Source organism: Hymenobacter sp. BT18 (assembly GCF_012273015.1).
In the GTDB taxonomy this organism is placed as follows: Bacteria; Bacteroidota; Bacteroidia; order Cytophagales; family Hymenobacteraceae; genus Hymenobacter; species Hymenobacter lutimineralis.
This window is the reverse complement of sequence record NZ_CP050954.1, coordinates 3766908-3782900: the sequence shown is the minus strand read 5'-3', so window position 1 is coordinate 3782900 and position 15993 is coordinate 3766908. Positions and strand designations below refer to the sequence as shown.

The 15993-nt window shown below is 60.0% G+C and carries 15 protein-coding genes; 5 read left to right on the top strand and 10 right to left on the bottom strand.

The genetic code is table 11. The features are described from left to right. The first annotated feature begins 36 nt into the window (after positions 1–36). The gene (locus HER32_RS16275; protein WP_168682619.1) at positions 37–1143 is read left to right on the top strand and encodes a DegT/DnrJ/EryC1/StrS family aminotransferase; all 1107 of its coding nucleotides are present in this window, start codon (positions 37–39) and stop codon (positions 1141–1143) included. Positions 1144–1183: 40 nt separating this feature from the next. Here the strand turns inward: HER32_RS16275 and HER32_RS16270 are convergent, their stop codons facing one another. Next, a complete protein-coding gene (locus HER32_RS16270) occupies positions 1184–2335 on the bottom strand; it encodes an endonuclease/exonuclease/phosphatase family protein (RefSeq protein ID WP_168682618.1) in 1152 nt (383 codons plus the stop codon). Between the two features lie 106 nt (positions 2336–2441). After that, positions 2442–3002, bottom strand: coding sequence for a 5-(carboxyamino)imidazole ribonucleotide mutase (gene purE / locus HER32_RS16265; RefSeq protein ID WP_149072437.1), 561 nt, complete (start codon positions 3000–3002; stop codon positions 2442–2444). 154 nt (positions 3003–3156) lie between these two features. On the opposite strand from purE, the gene HER32_RS16260 reads away from it, so the two are divergent. Both HER32_RS16260 and hemE read left to right on the top strand, forming a co-directional pair. Further along, entirely contained in the window at positions 3157–3783 is a 627-nt protein-coding gene (locus HER32_RS16260) for a MarC family protein (RefSeq protein WP_149072436.1), read from the top strand. A gap of 79 nt (positions 3784–3862) precedes the next feature. Continuing rightward, positions 3863–4912, top strand: a complete 1050-nt coding sequence (gene hemE / locus HER32_RS16255; protein ID WP_149072470.1) for a uroporphyrinogen decarboxylase — start codon at positions 3863–3865, stop codon at positions 4910–4912. A gap of 139 nt (positions 4913–5051) precedes the next feature. Here the strand turns inward: hemE and HER32_RS16250 are convergent, their stop codons facing one another. From HER32_RS16250 to HER32_RS16230, 5 genes are all read right to left on the bottom strand, one after another. Further along, the gene (locus HER32_RS16250) at positions 5052–6065 is read right to left on the bottom strand and encodes a bifunctional heptose 7-phosphate kinase/heptose 1-phosphate adenyltransferase (protein WP_168683312.1); all 1014 of its coding nucleotides are present in this window, start codon (positions 6063–6065) and stop codon (positions 5052–5054) included. A gap of 198 nt (positions 6066–6263) precedes the next feature. Then, a complete protein-coding gene (locus HER32_RS16245) occupies positions 6264–7487 on the bottom strand; it encodes a pyridoxal phosphate-dependent aminotransferase (protein WP_168682617.1) in 1224 nt (407 codons plus the stop codon). A gap of 275 nt (positions 7488–7762) precedes the next feature. After that, positions 7763–9850: a glycosyltransferase family 2 protein gene (locus HER32_RS16240; RefSeq protein ID WP_197748845.1), complete on the bottom strand. Its 2088-nt coding sequence runs from the start codon at positions 9848–9850 to the stop codon at positions 7763–7765. 134 nt (positions 9851–9984) lie between these two features. After that, entirely contained in the window at positions 9985–10599 is a 615-nt protein-coding gene (gene recR / locus HER32_RS16235; protein WP_168682616.1) for a recombination mediator RecR, read from the bottom strand. A 110-nt stretch (positions 10600–10709) separates the two neighbouring features. Beyond that, on the bottom strand, positions 10710–10991 hold the full coding sequence (locus HER32_RS16230) for an ATP-dependent Clp protease adaptor ClpS (protein WP_168682615.1): 282 nt from the start codon (positions 10989–10991) through the stop codon (positions 10710–10712). 222 nt (positions 10992–11213) lie between these two features. On the opposite strand from HER32_RS16230, the gene HER32_RS16225 reads away from it, so the two are divergent. Further along, positions 11214–11408, top strand: a complete 195-nt coding sequence (locus tag HER32_RS16225) for a S9 family peptidase (RefSeq protein WP_232066287.1) — start codon at positions 11214–11216, stop codon at positions 11406–11408. Between the two features lie 78 nt (positions 11409–11486). Here HER32_RS16225 and HER32_RS16220 read toward each other — a convergent pair whose 3' ends face one another. Then, complete coding sequence (locus HER32_RS16220; protein ID WP_168682614.1) at positions 11487–14027, bottom strand: DUF4132 domain-containing protein; 2541 nt, start codon at positions 14025–14027, stop codon at positions 11487–11489. An 82-nt stretch (positions 14028–14109) separates the two neighbouring features. Beyond that, positions 14110–14502 (bottom strand): hypothetical protein, encoded by a 393-nt coding sequence (locus HER32_RS16215; protein ID WP_149072430.1) that lies wholly within the window; start codon positions 14500–14502, stop codon positions 14110–14112. Positions 14503–14640: 138 nt separating this feature from the next. Here HER32_RS16215 and HER32_RS16210 point away from each other — a divergent pair, with 138 nt between their 5' ends. After that, the gene (locus HER32_RS16210; protein WP_168682613.1) at positions 14641–15198 is read left to right on the top strand and encodes a hypothetical protein; all 558 of its coding nucleotides are present in this window, start codon (positions 14641–14643) and stop codon (positions 15196–15198) included. A gap of 105 nt (positions 15199–15303) precedes the next feature. Here HER32_RS16210 and HER32_RS16205 read toward each other — a convergent pair whose 3' ends face one another. Next, on the bottom strand, positions 15304–15951 hold the full coding sequence (locus tag HER32_RS16205) for a YceI family protein (RefSeq protein WP_168682612.1): 648 nt from the start codon (positions 15949–15951) through the stop codon (positions 15304–15306). Positions 15952–15993 lie beyond the last annotated feature (42 nt).

Sequence of the window (15993 nt, the reverse complement as noted above, 5' to 3'; positions counted from 1 at the left end):
CTACCTTGCGGTTGTAGTTTCCCGGTCCTGCCTCTTATGCCCGTTCCTTTTTTTTCCTTCACTACCCAGAACCAACAGATCCGGGCCGCCACGCTCGAAGCCATGGCCCGGGTCTTCGACTCGGAGTGGTATGTGCTGGGTGAGGAAGTGCGGGCCTTTGAGGCAGAGTACGCCGCTTTCACCCATACGGCGCACTGCGTGGGCGTGAGCAGCGGTCTGGCGGCTCTGCACCTGGCGCTGCTGGCCCTGGGAATCGGTCCCGGCGACGAAGTGCTGGTACCCAGCAACGCGTACGTAGCTACCTGGCTGGCCGTATCGTACGTGGGCGCCACCATCGTGCCGGTAGAACCCGACGCGGCTACCAGCAACCTTGACCCGGCGCGGCTGGCCGCCGCCATTACGCCGCGGACCCGTGCCATTATGCCCGTGCATCTTTATGGCCAGGCCTGTGATATGGCCGCCATTATGCAGGTAGCGCAGGCACACGGCTTGTGGGTGGTGGAAGACAATGCCCAGGCCCACGGCGCTACCAGCTACGGCCAGCTTACCGGGTCTTTTGGGCACCTGAACGCCACCAGCTTCTACCCCACCAAGAACCTCGGCGCCCTCGGCGACGCCGGCGCCCTTACCACCAACGACACTGCCTTGGCCGGGCAGCTGCGCGTGTTGCGCAATTACGGTTCCCGCCAGAAATACCAGAACGAAGTCATTGGCCAGAATGCCCGGTTAGATGAGCTGCAGGCCGCCATCTTGCGCGTAAAACTCCCTCTCTTACCCCGCTGGACTCTGGAGCGCCAGCAGCTGGCCGCCTGGTACAATAACCACCTGGCGGGTATTCCGTGGCTGCAGTTGCCCGAGCAGTTGGCTACCTCCTCCCACGTCTACCACCTCTTCGTAGTGCACACGCCGCACCGGGATGCGCTGCAGCAGCACCTCGCGGCCCACGGAATCGGCACGGCGGTGCATTACCCGGTGCCCCCGCATCTGCAGCCGGCTTACCAGCACCTGGGGTTTGCCAAAGGGCAGTTCCCTCTTGCCGAACAGCTGGCCGCCACCTGCCTTAGCCTTCCGCTCTGGCCCGGTATGACAGCAGCACAGGTAGCGGAAGTTGCCCACGCAATACGGGCGTTTCAGCCGAAATAACGCGCGTCATCCTAAGCAAAGCACAGGCGCTGCGAGCGGGCTACGTCGTCAGCTCTTTCTTGGGCTGGGGATTGGTAGCCTCGTCTTCTTCCTCCTCGTTTTCCTCTTCGAAGCCTTCCTTTATTTTCTCCAGGGCTTCTTCATGGTCGCTGGCGTCGGCTTCCTCCGCGTTTGCTTCCTGAATGACTTTGTGCGCGGGTTCGTAGCTGAGCTTGATATAGATGGGGAAATGGTCGGAGCCCACGTACGGCAGACGCTCCATATCATCTACCTTGAAATGGGGCGACACAAACACGTGGTCGAGGGGCCAGCGCATGAGGCGGTAGTCGGCGTGGAACGTGGGCAGCAGGCCGCGGCCCACGCGCGGGTCGAGCAGCCCGCTGATGCGGCGGAACAGCTCGGAGGTGTGCGACCAAGCCACGTCGTTCATGTCCCCGAACACGATGGTCGGCTCGTCGCGACGGTCAATTTCTTTGCCTACCAGCAGCAGCTCAGCGTCGCGCTTGGTGCTGGTTTTGGATTCCTGGGGCGCCGGCGGTTTGGGGTGCAATCCGTAGATGCGCACCCGGGTTTTGGTGCCGGGCAGGTCCACGTAGGTGTGAATGGACGGAATATCGTCGTCGAGCAGGTACTTGATCTGACAGTTTTCCAGGGGCAGGCGCGAGAAAAACAACAGGCCGTAGGTGTTGTCGAGAGGCTCGTGGCAGGTGTAGGGGTGCGTTTTCTCCAGGGGCCGCAGCTGGTCCAGCCACCACTGGTCGGTTTCCACGGCCATAATAATATCGGGGTCCATTTCCTGAATCACGGCCAGGGCCCGGGCTCCTTGCTTATTAAACTGCAATACGTTCATCATCACCAGGCTCAGGTGGCCCTGGCTGGCTTTGGCGGTGCTGTCGCCCACCTGCTTGCGCACCAGGCGGGTATAGGGCATGATGCGAATCAGCTGGTAGACCACGACAACGGCCAGCATGCCCAGCAGCGTGAGGCCCCAATAGCCGGGCAGCTGGTGCCAGCCCAGCACGAGGCCGGTAGCCAGCACCAACATCGTAACGCCCACAATCTGCAGGCGGGGGAAGTCGCACACGCGAATCCACCACGCCGTTTGGCGCAGCAAGGGCAGCAACGTAGCCACCACGGCGGCCACTGCGAGCAGCAGCGCCAGACCGTGAAGAATAATCAGCCAAACAGGCATAGCGCTAAAATCGGGCACTGCGGGGAGCGGAATGGGGTGGGAAGTTTTGTACGCTAGAGCCCCGTTACGGGGTTTAGCATACCGGAAAAAGACGAGTTTCGCCGGATCAATCGTCGCTGAACCCGCCTTTACGCAGCTCGTCGATGGTGCGCATCACCTTATCCTTGAGCGAGGTTCGGTACTTTTCCAGGACATCGGCCAGGCGGGCATTGCTCAGGCCCAGAATTTGGGTGGCCAGCACGGCGGCGTTGGGGGCCCCATCAATAGAAACCGTAGCCACGGGCACCCCCGCCGGCATTTGCACCATTGACAGCACCGAGTCGAGCCCACGAATAGACGTAGTGGAGTTGATAGGTACCCCAATCACGGGCAGCGTGGTGAAGGCGGCTACCATGCCCGGCAGGTGGGCGGCCCCTCCTCCCCCAGCAATGATAACCCGCAAGCCACGCTTGCGGGCGGTTTCGGCATATTCTACTAAGCGGTGGGGCGTGCGGTGGGCCGACACGAGTGTCATTTCGAAAGGCACCCCAAACTGCCGCAGCAACTCGGATGCCCCGTTCATCACCTTCAAATCGGATTGGGAACCCATGATAATGCCCACAATGGGCGTAGCATCGGGCGTGGCGGGCGAGTCAGTGCCCGAGGGCGCGGGGGGTAAAGTAGTCATGGACACAAGAACGGAAATAGGAAAGCTCAACCTGCTTGCGCGGTTCTACGCGCCGTGGGCGCGGTGGTTGGCTCCTTAAACATAGCATTTTTCCTCTTTGCTGATTCTCAAAGGCTCGTACCTTTGGCTTGCCCCTGCTTCCCGCGCGCCGCCCATGGAAATCCTGCTCGCCACCTTCACTACCTTGTTCTCCGTTGTGAACCCCTTCGGGGCCATGCCGGTATTCCTCACGCTCACGGAGGGCGACACGCCCCAGGAGCGCGCCAACATCGGCCTGAAGGCCTGCCTGTACATGATTGCGGTGCTTACCGTGTCATTTTTCGCGGGGCAGTACGTGCTCAATTTCTTTGGCATCAACATCCACCACCTGCGCATTGCGGGCGGCATTCTGCTCATGCGCTCCGCCTTCGACCTGCTCACGCCTGGTGGCAACCGCGCCAAGGTTTCGGACGCCACATTGGAGGAAAGCATGCATAAAAACGATATTTCGTTTACCCCGCTGGCCATGCCTATGCTCTCGGGGCCGGGGTCCATGGCCGTGTGCATTGGCCTGTTTGCCGGGCACCTCTCCTACCTCGATATGGGGTTTATCATCCTCGGGTTTGTGCTAGTGGCACTAGCGGCCTATATCATTCTTATGTCGTCGCTGCGGCTCACACGGTTTCTGGGGCGTCCGGGTATGGCAGCCCTGGCGCGCATTATGGGCTTTATCACGCTGGCCATTGGGGTCAATTTTCTGGCTACGGCCATCAAGGCGTTGTTTCCGGGGCTTACGCATTAAAGGCAGAATGAGTGGGCGAAAGCGCGAACATCAACACCGCGCCTTCACCCACTCATTCCCCCTTTGTACCTTTGCCCCGATTATGCTGAAGAACGACCTCCTGCTCCGTGCCGCCCGCGGCGAAGATACCGAACGTACCCCCGTGTGGCTGATGCGCCAGGCGGGCCGCATCCTGCCCCAGTACCGCGCCCTGCGGGGCCGCCTGAGCGGCTTCAAGGAACTAGTCGAAACGCCCGAGTTGGCCGCCGAAGTAACCATTCAGCCCGTCGATGCCCTGGATGTAGACGCGGCCATCATCTTCTCTGATATTCTGGTGGTGCCCGAAGCCATGGGCCTCACCTATGAGATGGTGGAAGCCCGCGGCCCGCTGTTTCCCGAAACCATCCAGAACGCGCACGACGTGGCCCGCATGCGCATCGCCGACCCTGAGGAGCACCTGGGCTACGTGCTGGAAGCCATCCGCGTAACCAAGCGCGGCCTCAACGGACGCGTTCCGCTCATCGGTTTTGCCGGCGCCCCCTGGACGATTCTGGCCTACATGGTGGAGGGCCACGGCTCCAAAACCTTCAGCAAAGCCCGCCGCCTGCTTTACACCGAGCCAGCTCTGGCCCACGAGCTGCTGCGCAAGATTACGGCCACGACCATTGCCTACCTGCAGGCGCAGGTGGAAGCGGGTGCCAACCTCATTCAGGTGTTCGACTCCTGGGCGGGTATTCTGCCTCCCCACCACTACCACGAGTTCAGCACGCGCTACATCCGCGAAATCTGCGAGGCCCTGCCCGGCGTGCCGGTAACGGTATTTGCCAAGGGCGCTTTTTTTGCCGTGCCCGAGTTTGCCACGCTGCCCTGCCGTACCATCGGGCTGGATTGGAACGAGGACCCGCAGACCGTGCGTGCCGTGGTGGGCGAAAGCAAAACCCTGCAAGGCAACCTCGACCCCTGCGCCCTCTACGGGACGCCGGAACAGGTGCAGCACGCCACCATCCAGATGCTGCGCCGCTTCGGGCCCCAGCGCCACATTGCCAACCTGGGCCACGGCGTGTACCCCGACACCAACCCCGACAACGTGAAGGTGTTCATCGAAACTGTAAAGGAGTTCAGCACCCTGGCCCGCGAAGGGCAGATTTAACTCGTCCTCTGCGCAGTACGAAACGCCCTTTTACCAGCAAAGCCCTTTCCCATTGCGTATGGGAAAGGGCTTTGCTCATTTTGGAGCTAAGGGCGTTGCTCGGGGCGTAGATTATTGCGGCTCGCAAGTACTACATCAGCTATTGCAGCTTCAGGCCTTTCTCCTGGGCTTCGGCCAGGAGCAGCTGCTTTTCGATGGGCACTACGCCTACCTGCTCGCACACCAAGCCGCCACCCAGGTTCGCCAGCGCTGCCGTAACGGGCGCGGGCAGGCCTAGGGCCACGCACAGCGCCGCAATGCTAATAACGGTGTCGCCGGCGCCCGAAACATCGGAGATAGTGCGCAGATGCGCGGGAATGTACGTGCGGGTCAGCTCGCCGTTTTCCACGAATACCCCTCGTTCCGACAAGGTGACCAGCACTATTTCGGGGTGCAGCACCTCGCGCAGCTTTTCTACGGCCGCTTCAAAATTGGGCCGGTCGGCGTCGTTGAAATCCAGCTTGAGGCCCTCGCGCAGCTCCTTGAGGTTGGGCTTGAACAAGGTGCAATGCTGGTAAGCCAGGAAGTTTTTCTTCTTGGGGTCGACGACCGTAGGAATACCTTGCTCACGGGCCAGGGAAATAAACTGCCGGATGCTTTCCGCGTTGAGTACACCCTTGTCGTAGTCCTCGAAGATGACCACATCGGCACGAGGCAGCAGCAGCTGGAAGCGGGCGGTAAGGTCGGCGTTTTCCTCAGCGTTCAGGTCGGTTTCCACTTCCGAGTCGATGCGCAGCAGCTGCTGACCTTGGGCCAGAATGCGCTGCTTCACGGTGGTGGGACGATGCGTGGAGCGCACCATTCCCTCAGCCGATAGGCCACCGGCGTGTAGCAGGTCCAGCAACTGGTCGCCACCCTGGTCCTGGCCGACCACGGCGCACAGCAGCGGCGTTGCGCCCAGGGCTTGCACATTCAGGGCCACGTTGGCTGCCCCGCCTAGGCGCTGCTCCTGCCGGCTCACGTTCACCACGGGCACGGGGGCTTCGGGCGAGAGGCGCGCAGCCTTGCCCCACACGTAGGCATCCATCATCACGTCGCCCACGATAAGCACCGTGAGACCATTGAATGCAGTAAATAAATCGGGCAGGGAAGCGGGCAGCGCAGCAGCAGGCATCAAAGAAAAGTCAGGTACAGAACTGCAAAGGTAGGAAGCCCGGCCACAAAGCGCCGTACACGGCAAGCCAGCCAGTAAGACGTCAAGCGCAGGCGAGGAATCTTGCGTGCTGATGTTTGAGTAGTAATTCAACATCAGCACGCAAGATTCCTCGCCTGCGCTCGGAATGACGTTCTTTCCAAAAAGGGTTTGCGCTAGCTACGCCAACTTGGACACGCTGTTTTTGATACGCTGGAAGGCTTCGCGCAGCTTGTCATCGGCGGCGGCGGTGCTGAAGCGGATGCAGGCGGGCGCCCCAAACGCCCCGCCATCCACGGCGGCCACGTGGGCGTCATTGAGCAGGTACATAGCCAGGTCGGCTGCCGAGCTGATAGTTTGCCCTTCGGGCGTGGATTTGCCGAAGCAGCCGCTCACATCGGGGAAGACGTAGAAGGCGCCGCTGGGCGTGGGCGTGCGGAAGCCGGGAATGTCTTTGGCCAGCTCCAGCACCAGGTCGCGGCGGCGGTGGTAGGCCGTTACCATTTCATCGGCGGAGCTACGGCCGCCTTGCAACGCCGCCAGGCCCGCCCGCTGAGCAATAGAGCACGTGCCGGAGGTAATCTGGCTCTGGATTTTTTCGCAGGCACTGGCAATTTCCTTGCGGGCCACCAAGTAGCCCACGCGCCAGCCCGTCATGGCGTAGCCTTTCGAGAAGCCGTTCACGGTAATCACCCGGTCCTTGATGTCGTCGAACTGGGCGATGCTCACGTGCTCCCCCACGAAGTTGATGTACTCGTAAATCTCGTCGGCCAGCACGTGCACGTGCGGGTTTCGGGCTACTACCTCGGCAATGGCGCCCAGCTCTTCGCGGCTGAACACCGAGCCCGTGGGGTTGCAGGGCGAGGAGTACATGATCAGGCGGGTGCGGGGCGTGATGGCGGCTTCCAACTCAGCGGCCGTTACCTTAAAGTCATTTTCCAGGGAGCCTACCAGCGGCACCGGCACGCCTTCGGCCAGCTTCACCATTTCCTCGTAGCTCACCCAGTAGGGCGCAAACACGATTACCTCGTCGCCGGGATTTACCAGGCTCATCACCACGTTCACCAGGGCCTGCTTGGCTCCCGTGCTCACCACCACGTTCTCGGGCTTGTAGCTGAGGTGGTTTTCGCGCTGCAGCTTGTCGCAGATGGCCTGACGCAGCTCCAGGTAGCCGGGTACGGGCGTGTAGAGCGTGTAGCCCTGGTCAAGGGCCTCCTTGGCGGCGTCCTTGATGTACTGGGGCGTCTGGAAATCCGGCTCACCGAAGCTCAGGTTGATAACATCGAAACCCTCGGCAGCCAGGGCCCGGGCCTTTTTGGCCATGGCAATGGTTTGCGACTCCTGCATGGAGTTGATGCGGTCAGACAAGACGAGGGGCGCGAGGGTAGTAGCGTCAGCGGACATTAGAAGGTTGATTGAGAGAAAATGAGCGGATCAGCACAAAAGTAGGCGGAATGTACGGAGTGCCCCCGGAACTACAAGTACTTGCTTTCGGTGGTTTTACAGTTTCTAACTCGGGGTGACAGGTGACAGGCTGGATGGTGCGGAGCCGGATGGCCGCTGGCGCGGCCGCCAGTCAGGAGACTGGCTTCTATGCTTCGGCGGGCAGACGCGGCCTGCGGCCTGAGTCTGCCGCCAGCCCCTACTCTGTCACGTGTCACTTGTCGTCCTTTTATCACTCACTCCTCCCGGCCCAGTTCCCGAAAGCCCCGCAGCAGCAGGCGAATATCGGTGCTGGTTTCGTAGTCCTTGGCGTAGAGCAGCTCCAGGCGGCGGCGCGTGGCCCCGGTAAGCGGAGCAGCAGCCTGCACGGCATCGGCGGGCGAAAGGATGGCGCGGGCCAGGCGGCGCGGGGCCGCGGCGTAGCGCAGGCCCACCCAGGTGCGGGAGCCGCTCAGCACCCGCAGGCAGTTGCGCAGAAAGCCCCCTCTGTGCTTTTGCCCCCAGAGTAGCAAGGGAGCCAACACCAGAAACCCGAGGCTCGAGACAAAGTCTACCACCCGCTTGTTGCGCACCTGCTGCGGACGAAAGAGGTTGAGGGTAATATCCAGGGCGTAATAGTCGCCGGGGGAGTCTTTACCGGAACTGCCAATGATGTACTCGCTATCCTGGGGCAGAATTTTGTAAGCCACCGGGGGCTGCTGAGGCACGCTCACCATCAGCCCGATGATCTGGCTGGCCGTCAGGTCGCGCCCGCAGAAGATTAGCTCGTTGAGGCCGTAGATGCGAATAATATCTTCGAGCTGCCGCACCTCCCCCAGCAAGTCGTCGACGGGCGCATCCAGCGTATCGGGGGCCGTGAGCGTGGCGGCAGCGCGGGTACCGGAGGCTGCTGAGGCGGCGTACGCGCCGTACTCCACCCCAGCCCGATAAGCCTTGCCGGTACCAACGGGCCGGTTAGGCTCAATGTACCCGATAACCCGGACTGGCACGGCCGCGTGTTCCAGCAGCTGGCGTACCCGCTGGCTTTCCTCGAATGACCCCACAATGCCCACGTTCTTCGGCTGCTGAGTGGTGAGGCTGAAGGTGCGGTAGCGCAGAAAGTTGGTGGCTAGTCGCCGAAGAATCAACGCCGCCACCGCCCACACGCCCCCAAGCACAATCAGAGCTTTGGAAAAGCGCCAGGCATCCAGAAAGTTACTGACGGCCGAAATCAGCAAGGTGCCCAGAAACACGCCGCGCACGATGCGCCGGGCCTTGGTCGGCTGATCGTAGGCCCCACTGAAAAACGCGGATACCAGCCACACCGCCACGTACACCGGCACGGCCACCAGCATGTACTTCTCGGGATAGGGCACGCGCACATACTTGTGGTTGTGCTCCCAGTAGGTTTTCAGAAAGTACATGCCTCCATACAGCAGGCCCGCATCGAGCAGCACGGGAGCGGCCTGAGAAGCCAGACGCTGAGCTACGGCCGCCCCCGCCCGCAGCCAGATGGCCAGGTTGATGAGCAGGCTAAATATGCCCGCGCGCTCCGGGGCAAAGTGCTTGCGGGCAAAGATGACCATGGCGCGGTAGAACACGAACACGTAGTTCACGCTCGTGCGCTTGGTGCTTTCGCCTTTGTAGTGAATGATGCGCGTGCCGGGGAAGTAGAAGTTCTGCCAACCGCCCTGGGTAATCCGGTACGAGAGGTCAATGTCTTCCCCGTACATGAAGTAGTCCTCGTCCAGCAGTCCTACCTGCTCCAGGGTAGCGGCGCGCATGAGCATAAAGGCTCCGCTGAGCACTTCTATTTCGTGGGTCTGGTCTTTATCAAGGTAGCCCAGGTGGTAGCGCCCAAAGCGCCGCGACTTCGGAAACAGCTTGGCCAGCCCGAAAATCTTGTAGAAAGCCACCCAGGGCGTGGGCAGGCCCCGCTTGCTTTCAGGTAGAAATTTGCCCTGCCCGTCGAGCATCTTCACACCCAGCCCACCGGCCCGTGGGTGCGCATCCATAAACGCGCAGCACAGTCGGAAAGTATCCTCCTCCACCACCGTATCGGGGTTGAGCAGCAGCACATACTCGCCGCGGGCCACGCGCAGGGCTTGGTTGTTGGCTTTCGAGAAGCCGGGGTTGTCGTGGTTTTCGATGAGTATTACCTCCGGGAACCGGGCGCGCACCATGGCCACCGAGCCGTCCACGGAGTTGTTATCGACCACAAATACTTCTACCGGCTGGCCCAGCTTTTCCACCGCTCGCCGCACCGACAACAGCGCCTGCTCCAGAAAGTAGCAGACGTTATAGTTGACGATAATAACAGAAAGCTTCACAACGAGCGAGGGCACGGGCAGGAGAATAGGCCGCGAAAGGTAAGCAGTCGGGTTGTTATTGCGAACCTGCGCCGCCGTATTGGCTGAAAACAATAAGCCCCGGAAGGTAAAACCATCCGGGGCTTGTGCTAGGTGCAGCCAGTCGGCAGCTACCGGGCCTGGCGCTGGCGCTCCACAATGGAGCGGCCCAGGGTAATTTCGTCGGCGTATTCCAGCTCGCCACCCATGGGAATGCCGCGGGCAATGGTGCTCACGTTCAGCTCGGGCAGGTCGCGGAGCTTGCGCGAGAGGTAGAAGGCCGTGGTGTCGCCTTCCATGGTGGGGCTGATGGCGAGAATGACTTCCCGGATTTCGGAGCCTTCCTTCGTCACGCGCTCCATCAGGGAGTCAATGGTCAGGTCGCTGGGGCCGATGCCTTCAATGGGCGAGATGACGCCGCCCAGCACGTGGTACATACCTTGGTACTGGGCCGTGTTTTCGATGGCAATAACGTCGCGGATATCCGAGACCACGCACACGGTGCTCTGGTCCCGAAACTTGCTGGCGCAGATGCTGCACTCCGGCGTATCGGAAATGTTGTGGCAGGTGTCGCAGTAGCGGATTTCGAAGCGCATCTTCGCCAGGGCCTCCGCCAGCGAAGCGGTGGTGTCCGTTTCGGCTTTCAGCAGGTGTAGGGCCAGGCGCAGGGCCGTTTTCTTCCCGATGCCCGGCAGCTTCGATAATTCGCCAACGGCGTTTTCTATCAATTTGGAAGGAAATTCCATTCAGTGAATGTGCTAGTGTGCATAATGTGCTGATGTGTTGGAATGTGCTGAGGTGCTAATCAAGAACAATCATTAGCTCCTCAGCACATTCCAACACATCAGCACATTAGTTAAATAACGTCGGCCGAAATACCCCGGTCGTGGATGGCCGTGCACATGCCCACCAGCTCATCGAAGGTGCCGTGCTTGACGGTACACTGCCCTTTGTAGTGAATGAGTAGCGTACATTGCTCAGCCTGCTCGGGCTCGTGGCCGCACACGTCAATGAGCGTCCGGATGACGTGGTCGAAGGTGTTTACGTCGTCGTTGTACACCACCAAGTCGCGCACATCGGTGGTTTCTTCCAGGAGCAGAACGTCCTCGTCGTACTCAATCTGCGGTTTGCTGTTCATGGGGCAAAAATACGGAAAATCGGGCATAGTGCCGGGTTTCGGAGGTAAACCAGACTGTATATAACCCCTTGAGCAGCCGAATCGTTTCCCGACGGGCGAAGTAAAAAAGCTGGCTCTGCAACCACTGCCAGCGGCCTTTGTAGGTTGGCGCGCCCCAGCCTTCGTAGGCTGGCTGGATAAGCTACAGGGAAGCTTCTGCTTATCCAGGGTACCATCGACGATGTGGTGGTATGGCAGCACAGCCTCAACTACCTGAAAGCTGCCGTCGACAAAGGCATACAGCTCGACTATTTCGTGTACCCGGGTCATGCCCACAACATAGGTAGCAAGGACCGGGTACACCTCTACAACAAAAGCACGCAGTACTTTGATGAGCAGCTATGGCGCCTGCTGGGGCTGCTTATCTCAAAACGTTGAATAAAACCCCAAGCACTAAGGACTCGGCTGTTTAGCCGAGTCCTTAGTGCTTGGGGGCTGATCTACTACTGCCTTGCGTTACCGGTGCTTAATCTGCCGTACTATTGTTTCGTCCGTGATTTTGTCGTCGTCCATGAGCAGTAAGGCTTTGCTGAGAATAATAGACAGCACAGCGTCGCCCTCAAAAGGCAGGAATACATCGGCGGTACCAGCTGATTTGGCAGAGCGGTCAGGCACAATGCACAGGTACTGGTCGTTGGGGGTCATGAGAATATTGCCCGAGCCAAGGTGGATTTTGTAGGTCCGCAGGTGGCCGCGCACTTCCAGGAAACTGTCTTTGATTTCACTTACCCGCCCGATTTTCAGGCGCGGCACCAGCCGTTCCAGGGCTAGCTTGCGGGTTTTGGCCACTTCGCTTAGCTCCCCAAAGCTGTAGCTTTCCCAATAGTTGCGGTACTGCACCAGACCACCATTGTCGCGCCAGAGCGGGTCATTGCCCACACTGGCCACGCCCACAAACAAATCCACGTCGCGCATCACCTCCGAAAACACCAGCGGCGGCACCTCGGGCAGCGGCACGGCTCCGTGCGGGTTTACAAAGCGCACCTGGTCGGTACTCACGTAGTTCCAGATACCGGCGTCGTTCCAGGCTTGGTCGGCGTTGACTTCGCTCACCCAGAACTGTGCCTGCAAGCCGTGGGCCGGCAGCTCCAGGGTGGTTGAGTCGGACTCATAGCCTTTGTCGTAAGCGCCCATCAGGCGGTACGTCCAGCCGCGGCCCCGCGCCAGGGCGCTGAATTGGTGCTGGCGCAGCACGTGGGCAGCCATGCGGTTGGAATAGGTGCGGGTGTGCTCCTCAGGGGGCGTCAGCAGGTATACTTCGCGGTACGCCTGCTTGAAGGGCTGGCGCAGCTGTTGCTCGTCCAGCCAGCTGCGCCAAGCCAGCACCTCATCGGTGGTAGCCAGCACCGGGTGCCAGAGCTGGACGGTGTCGGCCTCAGCAGGTTCAGGCAGGGTATGGCCTTGGGCGTTGCGCCAGATGTTGTTTTGCCACAACGCATCGTGAAAGGAGCCGTCGGGGTGATGAATGCGCCAGATTAGGGCGTGGGTTAGCCGGCCCATAAGGCCGTGCTCGAGGTAATAGCGCCGAAAGCGGGGCCAGGCCAAATGCCGGCCGCTGATGTAGCTGCGGTCGAGCCGGTCCCGCTGGGCGGTGTATGCCTGTTGCGCCTGCACTTGGGTGAGCTTGAGGTGACGCAGCGCTTCGGCGTGGGTGCTTTTAAGCGCTGCCGGAGCCGATTTCAGCGGCTTCCCGGCTTTACTCCAGTTAAGCTCGGCTTTACCGCCTACCAGGACCAGCACAACCTGGTAGTCGCCGAAGGCTTGTTCCGAACGCCCGTCTATCAGCCCGAAGTCCGGCACGGCCATGTCTTCCAGTTCGGCGGGCGTCATGCCCAGCGCCAGCGAAGCCTTTTCGAGGTAGCGCCCAATCAGGGTCTGCGTGTTAGGCTGCTTTACGGCACCGTAGAGGCGCGAAAGTTGCGCCACACCGGGCAGGCCACCCTGGGCTAGCACCCACACGCCCGCGTTGCCCAGGCTTGGTGCCAGCTGACCCTTTGCCGGAATTTTGCGGTAGCACTTGGCTGTCAGATCCGCTACGAAATGCAGCATGGCGGTATTCAGCACGGATACGCTGGTCCAGAGCAGGCCCTTTACCGCATCCTGGTTGGTCTGGCTCAGAAAATGCCACTCAGTATAGGTATAAGTCTGGCCGGCGTAGTTGTTGGTACGGTTGAGCTCCTGCACCGGCAGCCTGGCTAAAGCCCCCAGCCATACCTCGTAATGCTCGGCCACGCTGGGGGTGCCGATGGCTGCTATGGCAGCCTCGGCTTCCTTCTGAAACTTAGCCGTGGGCTGCCCGCCGCTGGCCTGCTGCCAGAGTTGCAACAGGCGTAACCACGGCCCGGCGTTGGGGTCTGCGCTTAGACCGCGCACAAACTCATTCAGGGCTTCGCCAAAGGCGTCATCGGCAGCAAATACCACCGTGGGGAGTTCTTCAGCCCCGCTGAGCCGCAGTATTTCCTGGAGCTTGGCCCGTAGCTTCACCACGCCGGCATCAGCCGTGTAGGCCGCCGATTTTGCTAGCAGCTTGCTTAGATAAGTTAGCAGCTCTTCGGCCAGCGGCTGCTTTTTCGCTTGCTTTTCCAGTTGGCCCAGCGTCAGAAGCACCGGAAACAGGGACAGCACTTGCCCCAGCGTTTTCGAGCTGTCTTCGAGCCCGTAGAGGTGAAACAGCTTAATCCAGGCGGTGGGGGGCAGCGCCAGCGTGGAGCGAAGCAGCACCTGCAGCAAAGCATCCAGCTGGTACCGGGTTGCGTATTCGTTGGCCGTACTGCCCATGGCCTCCACCGTTGCCAGCACCAGTCGCCCTTTGTAGGCAGGATCCTGGTTTTTCAGCGTTTGGTAGGCCAATAGGTCCGACAGCTTCAGCTCCCAGTAGCCCAGGTTGCGGTCCTGAATTTCGGTAAGGAACTGTTCCAGCACCGGCCGCATTTCGGAGGCCTCGGGACTGGTGCTACGCAGAATGTTGGCAAACGACTTTTTTTCCTTGGTGGTCATAGCAGAGAAAGTGTGGGTGGAAGAGCTTGGGCTGGCCCACACGCGTAGGCGGCTCAGCCAGTCAGACCAGAAAGGCCTCATCTCAGCCACCAACCAAGGGCGTGAGCTTAATGAAGCTGGCCGTAGCGCCGGTGCCCACCCACACTTCTTCGTCGAGGCTTTCTACTTGCCGGTTGTTGACGAGCACAAAGTAGCCGTTCTGCTGAAATCCTTCCAAGGCCTTGTAGAGCTGCTCTTCGACGTCAATAGGTTTAGGCTGGCGCAGCCGAAAGCCGTTCAGCACCCGCTCCGACTGCGTGGGCTGCACCAGCCCATTGAACACCCCCGACTGCCGGCGGTTATAGGCTGCTACTTCCTGCTGTACGCGCTGGGCAATCAGGTCACGTACTGTGAGCGTTTCCTGCGCAATTTCCAACTCCAGTTGGTTGAGGATGCTGCCGGTAGCGGTTTCATCCTGGATGGTAAGAAGGGCCATAGATAAGCTGTTTTGCTAAAGATTTAAATTTACTAATTTTTTTAGCATCAACCAAAAAACTGGCGGCGGCTTTTCTTTATCGGCGCCGCAGCCGTACTCAACTTCTGACTTCCCATCTTCGCATTTCAATTTCAGCAAATGCCCGTTCCCTCCGCCGATTTCAAACGCGCCCTCAAGCGCCTTACGGACAAAGAAAAAGAAGCGCTGCTTTTGCGGGCCGCGCGCCGCGACGCCGAGCTTTACGACACACTCTGCTACGAGTTGCTGCCCGAGGTAACCACGGAAACTGTGTTCGAGCAGGCCTCCGACCAGATTCACGAGTTGTTTGCCGTGGGCGCTACCGGCCGCTTACTTAACCGCAGCCTCACCAAGGCCCTGAGCAAAGCCACCAAGGAAGTAGCCCGGGCCCGCCGCATTACCAAGGACAAGCGCTTGGAAATCGACCTGAACTTCTACACCCTGCGCCACATCTTCGAGAACTACACCGGCCAGTTTGAGAGTGTGTACGCGGGCTTCTACACCGGCACGGCCCGCCTGGCGGCGCGCACCACCCAACTTGTGCTCCAGAACCTGCACGAAGACCTTTGGCTGGAATACAAGACCGAGCTAGATGACTTTTTGCAGCAGCTCCACGCCCGCAGCAAAAGCCGCAGCCTTAAGTTTGAGCTGCCCCGGGAACTGGTGCTGCCGGATTAACGGTAGTAGCAGCACAAAAAAGCCCCACTGGTTTGCACCAGCGGGGCTTTTTACACTACCTGATCTGCCAATCATCCATTCAGGGCGGGCCAGGCAGCAGGCCACTTACTTCTTGGCAATAACGTTGAAGCTCAGCGTAAACTCGTTGTCAATGGCTTTGTCGCCGATGCTTTCGAAGAACGACTTGGAGCCGTAGCGGATGTCGTATACAGTACGGTCGATGGTGGCCACGCCGCTGGCGGAAGCCAGACCGCCTTTCACCCCGATTTTAGCCGGGAAGGTAACGGGCTTGGTAATGCCTTTGATGGTCAGGTCGCCGGTAATGGTGGCATTGTTACCCTGGGCATCGGCCTTGATGGGCGCAATGCTGGTGATTTTGAACGTAGCCGTGGGGTTTTTCTCGATGCTGAAGAAGTCATCGGAACGCAGGTGACCTACCAGCTTGCCGTTCGTGCCTTCGTCTTTGATATCCTCTACTTTCAGCGAGTTCATGTCGGCCGTGAACGTGCCGCCTACCAGCTTGTTGCCGCGCACCAGCACGTCGCCTTCCTTAAACTGCACCGTGCCGTTGTGCTGGCCGGTTACTTTTTTGGCCAGCCAGCCCATGGTGCTCAGTTGGGGCTGTACTTTATATACTGTAGCAGCTGCCTTGTCGGTACCCGCCGTGGTTTTCTGGGCCATGGGCTTTTGAGCGAAAGCGGGAGCAGCAGCCAGAACAGCGGCCACGAGAGCCGGGAAAAACATTTTTTTCATGACTATGAAAAAGAAAAGGGAAAAGAAGTACGCGTAAAAAAG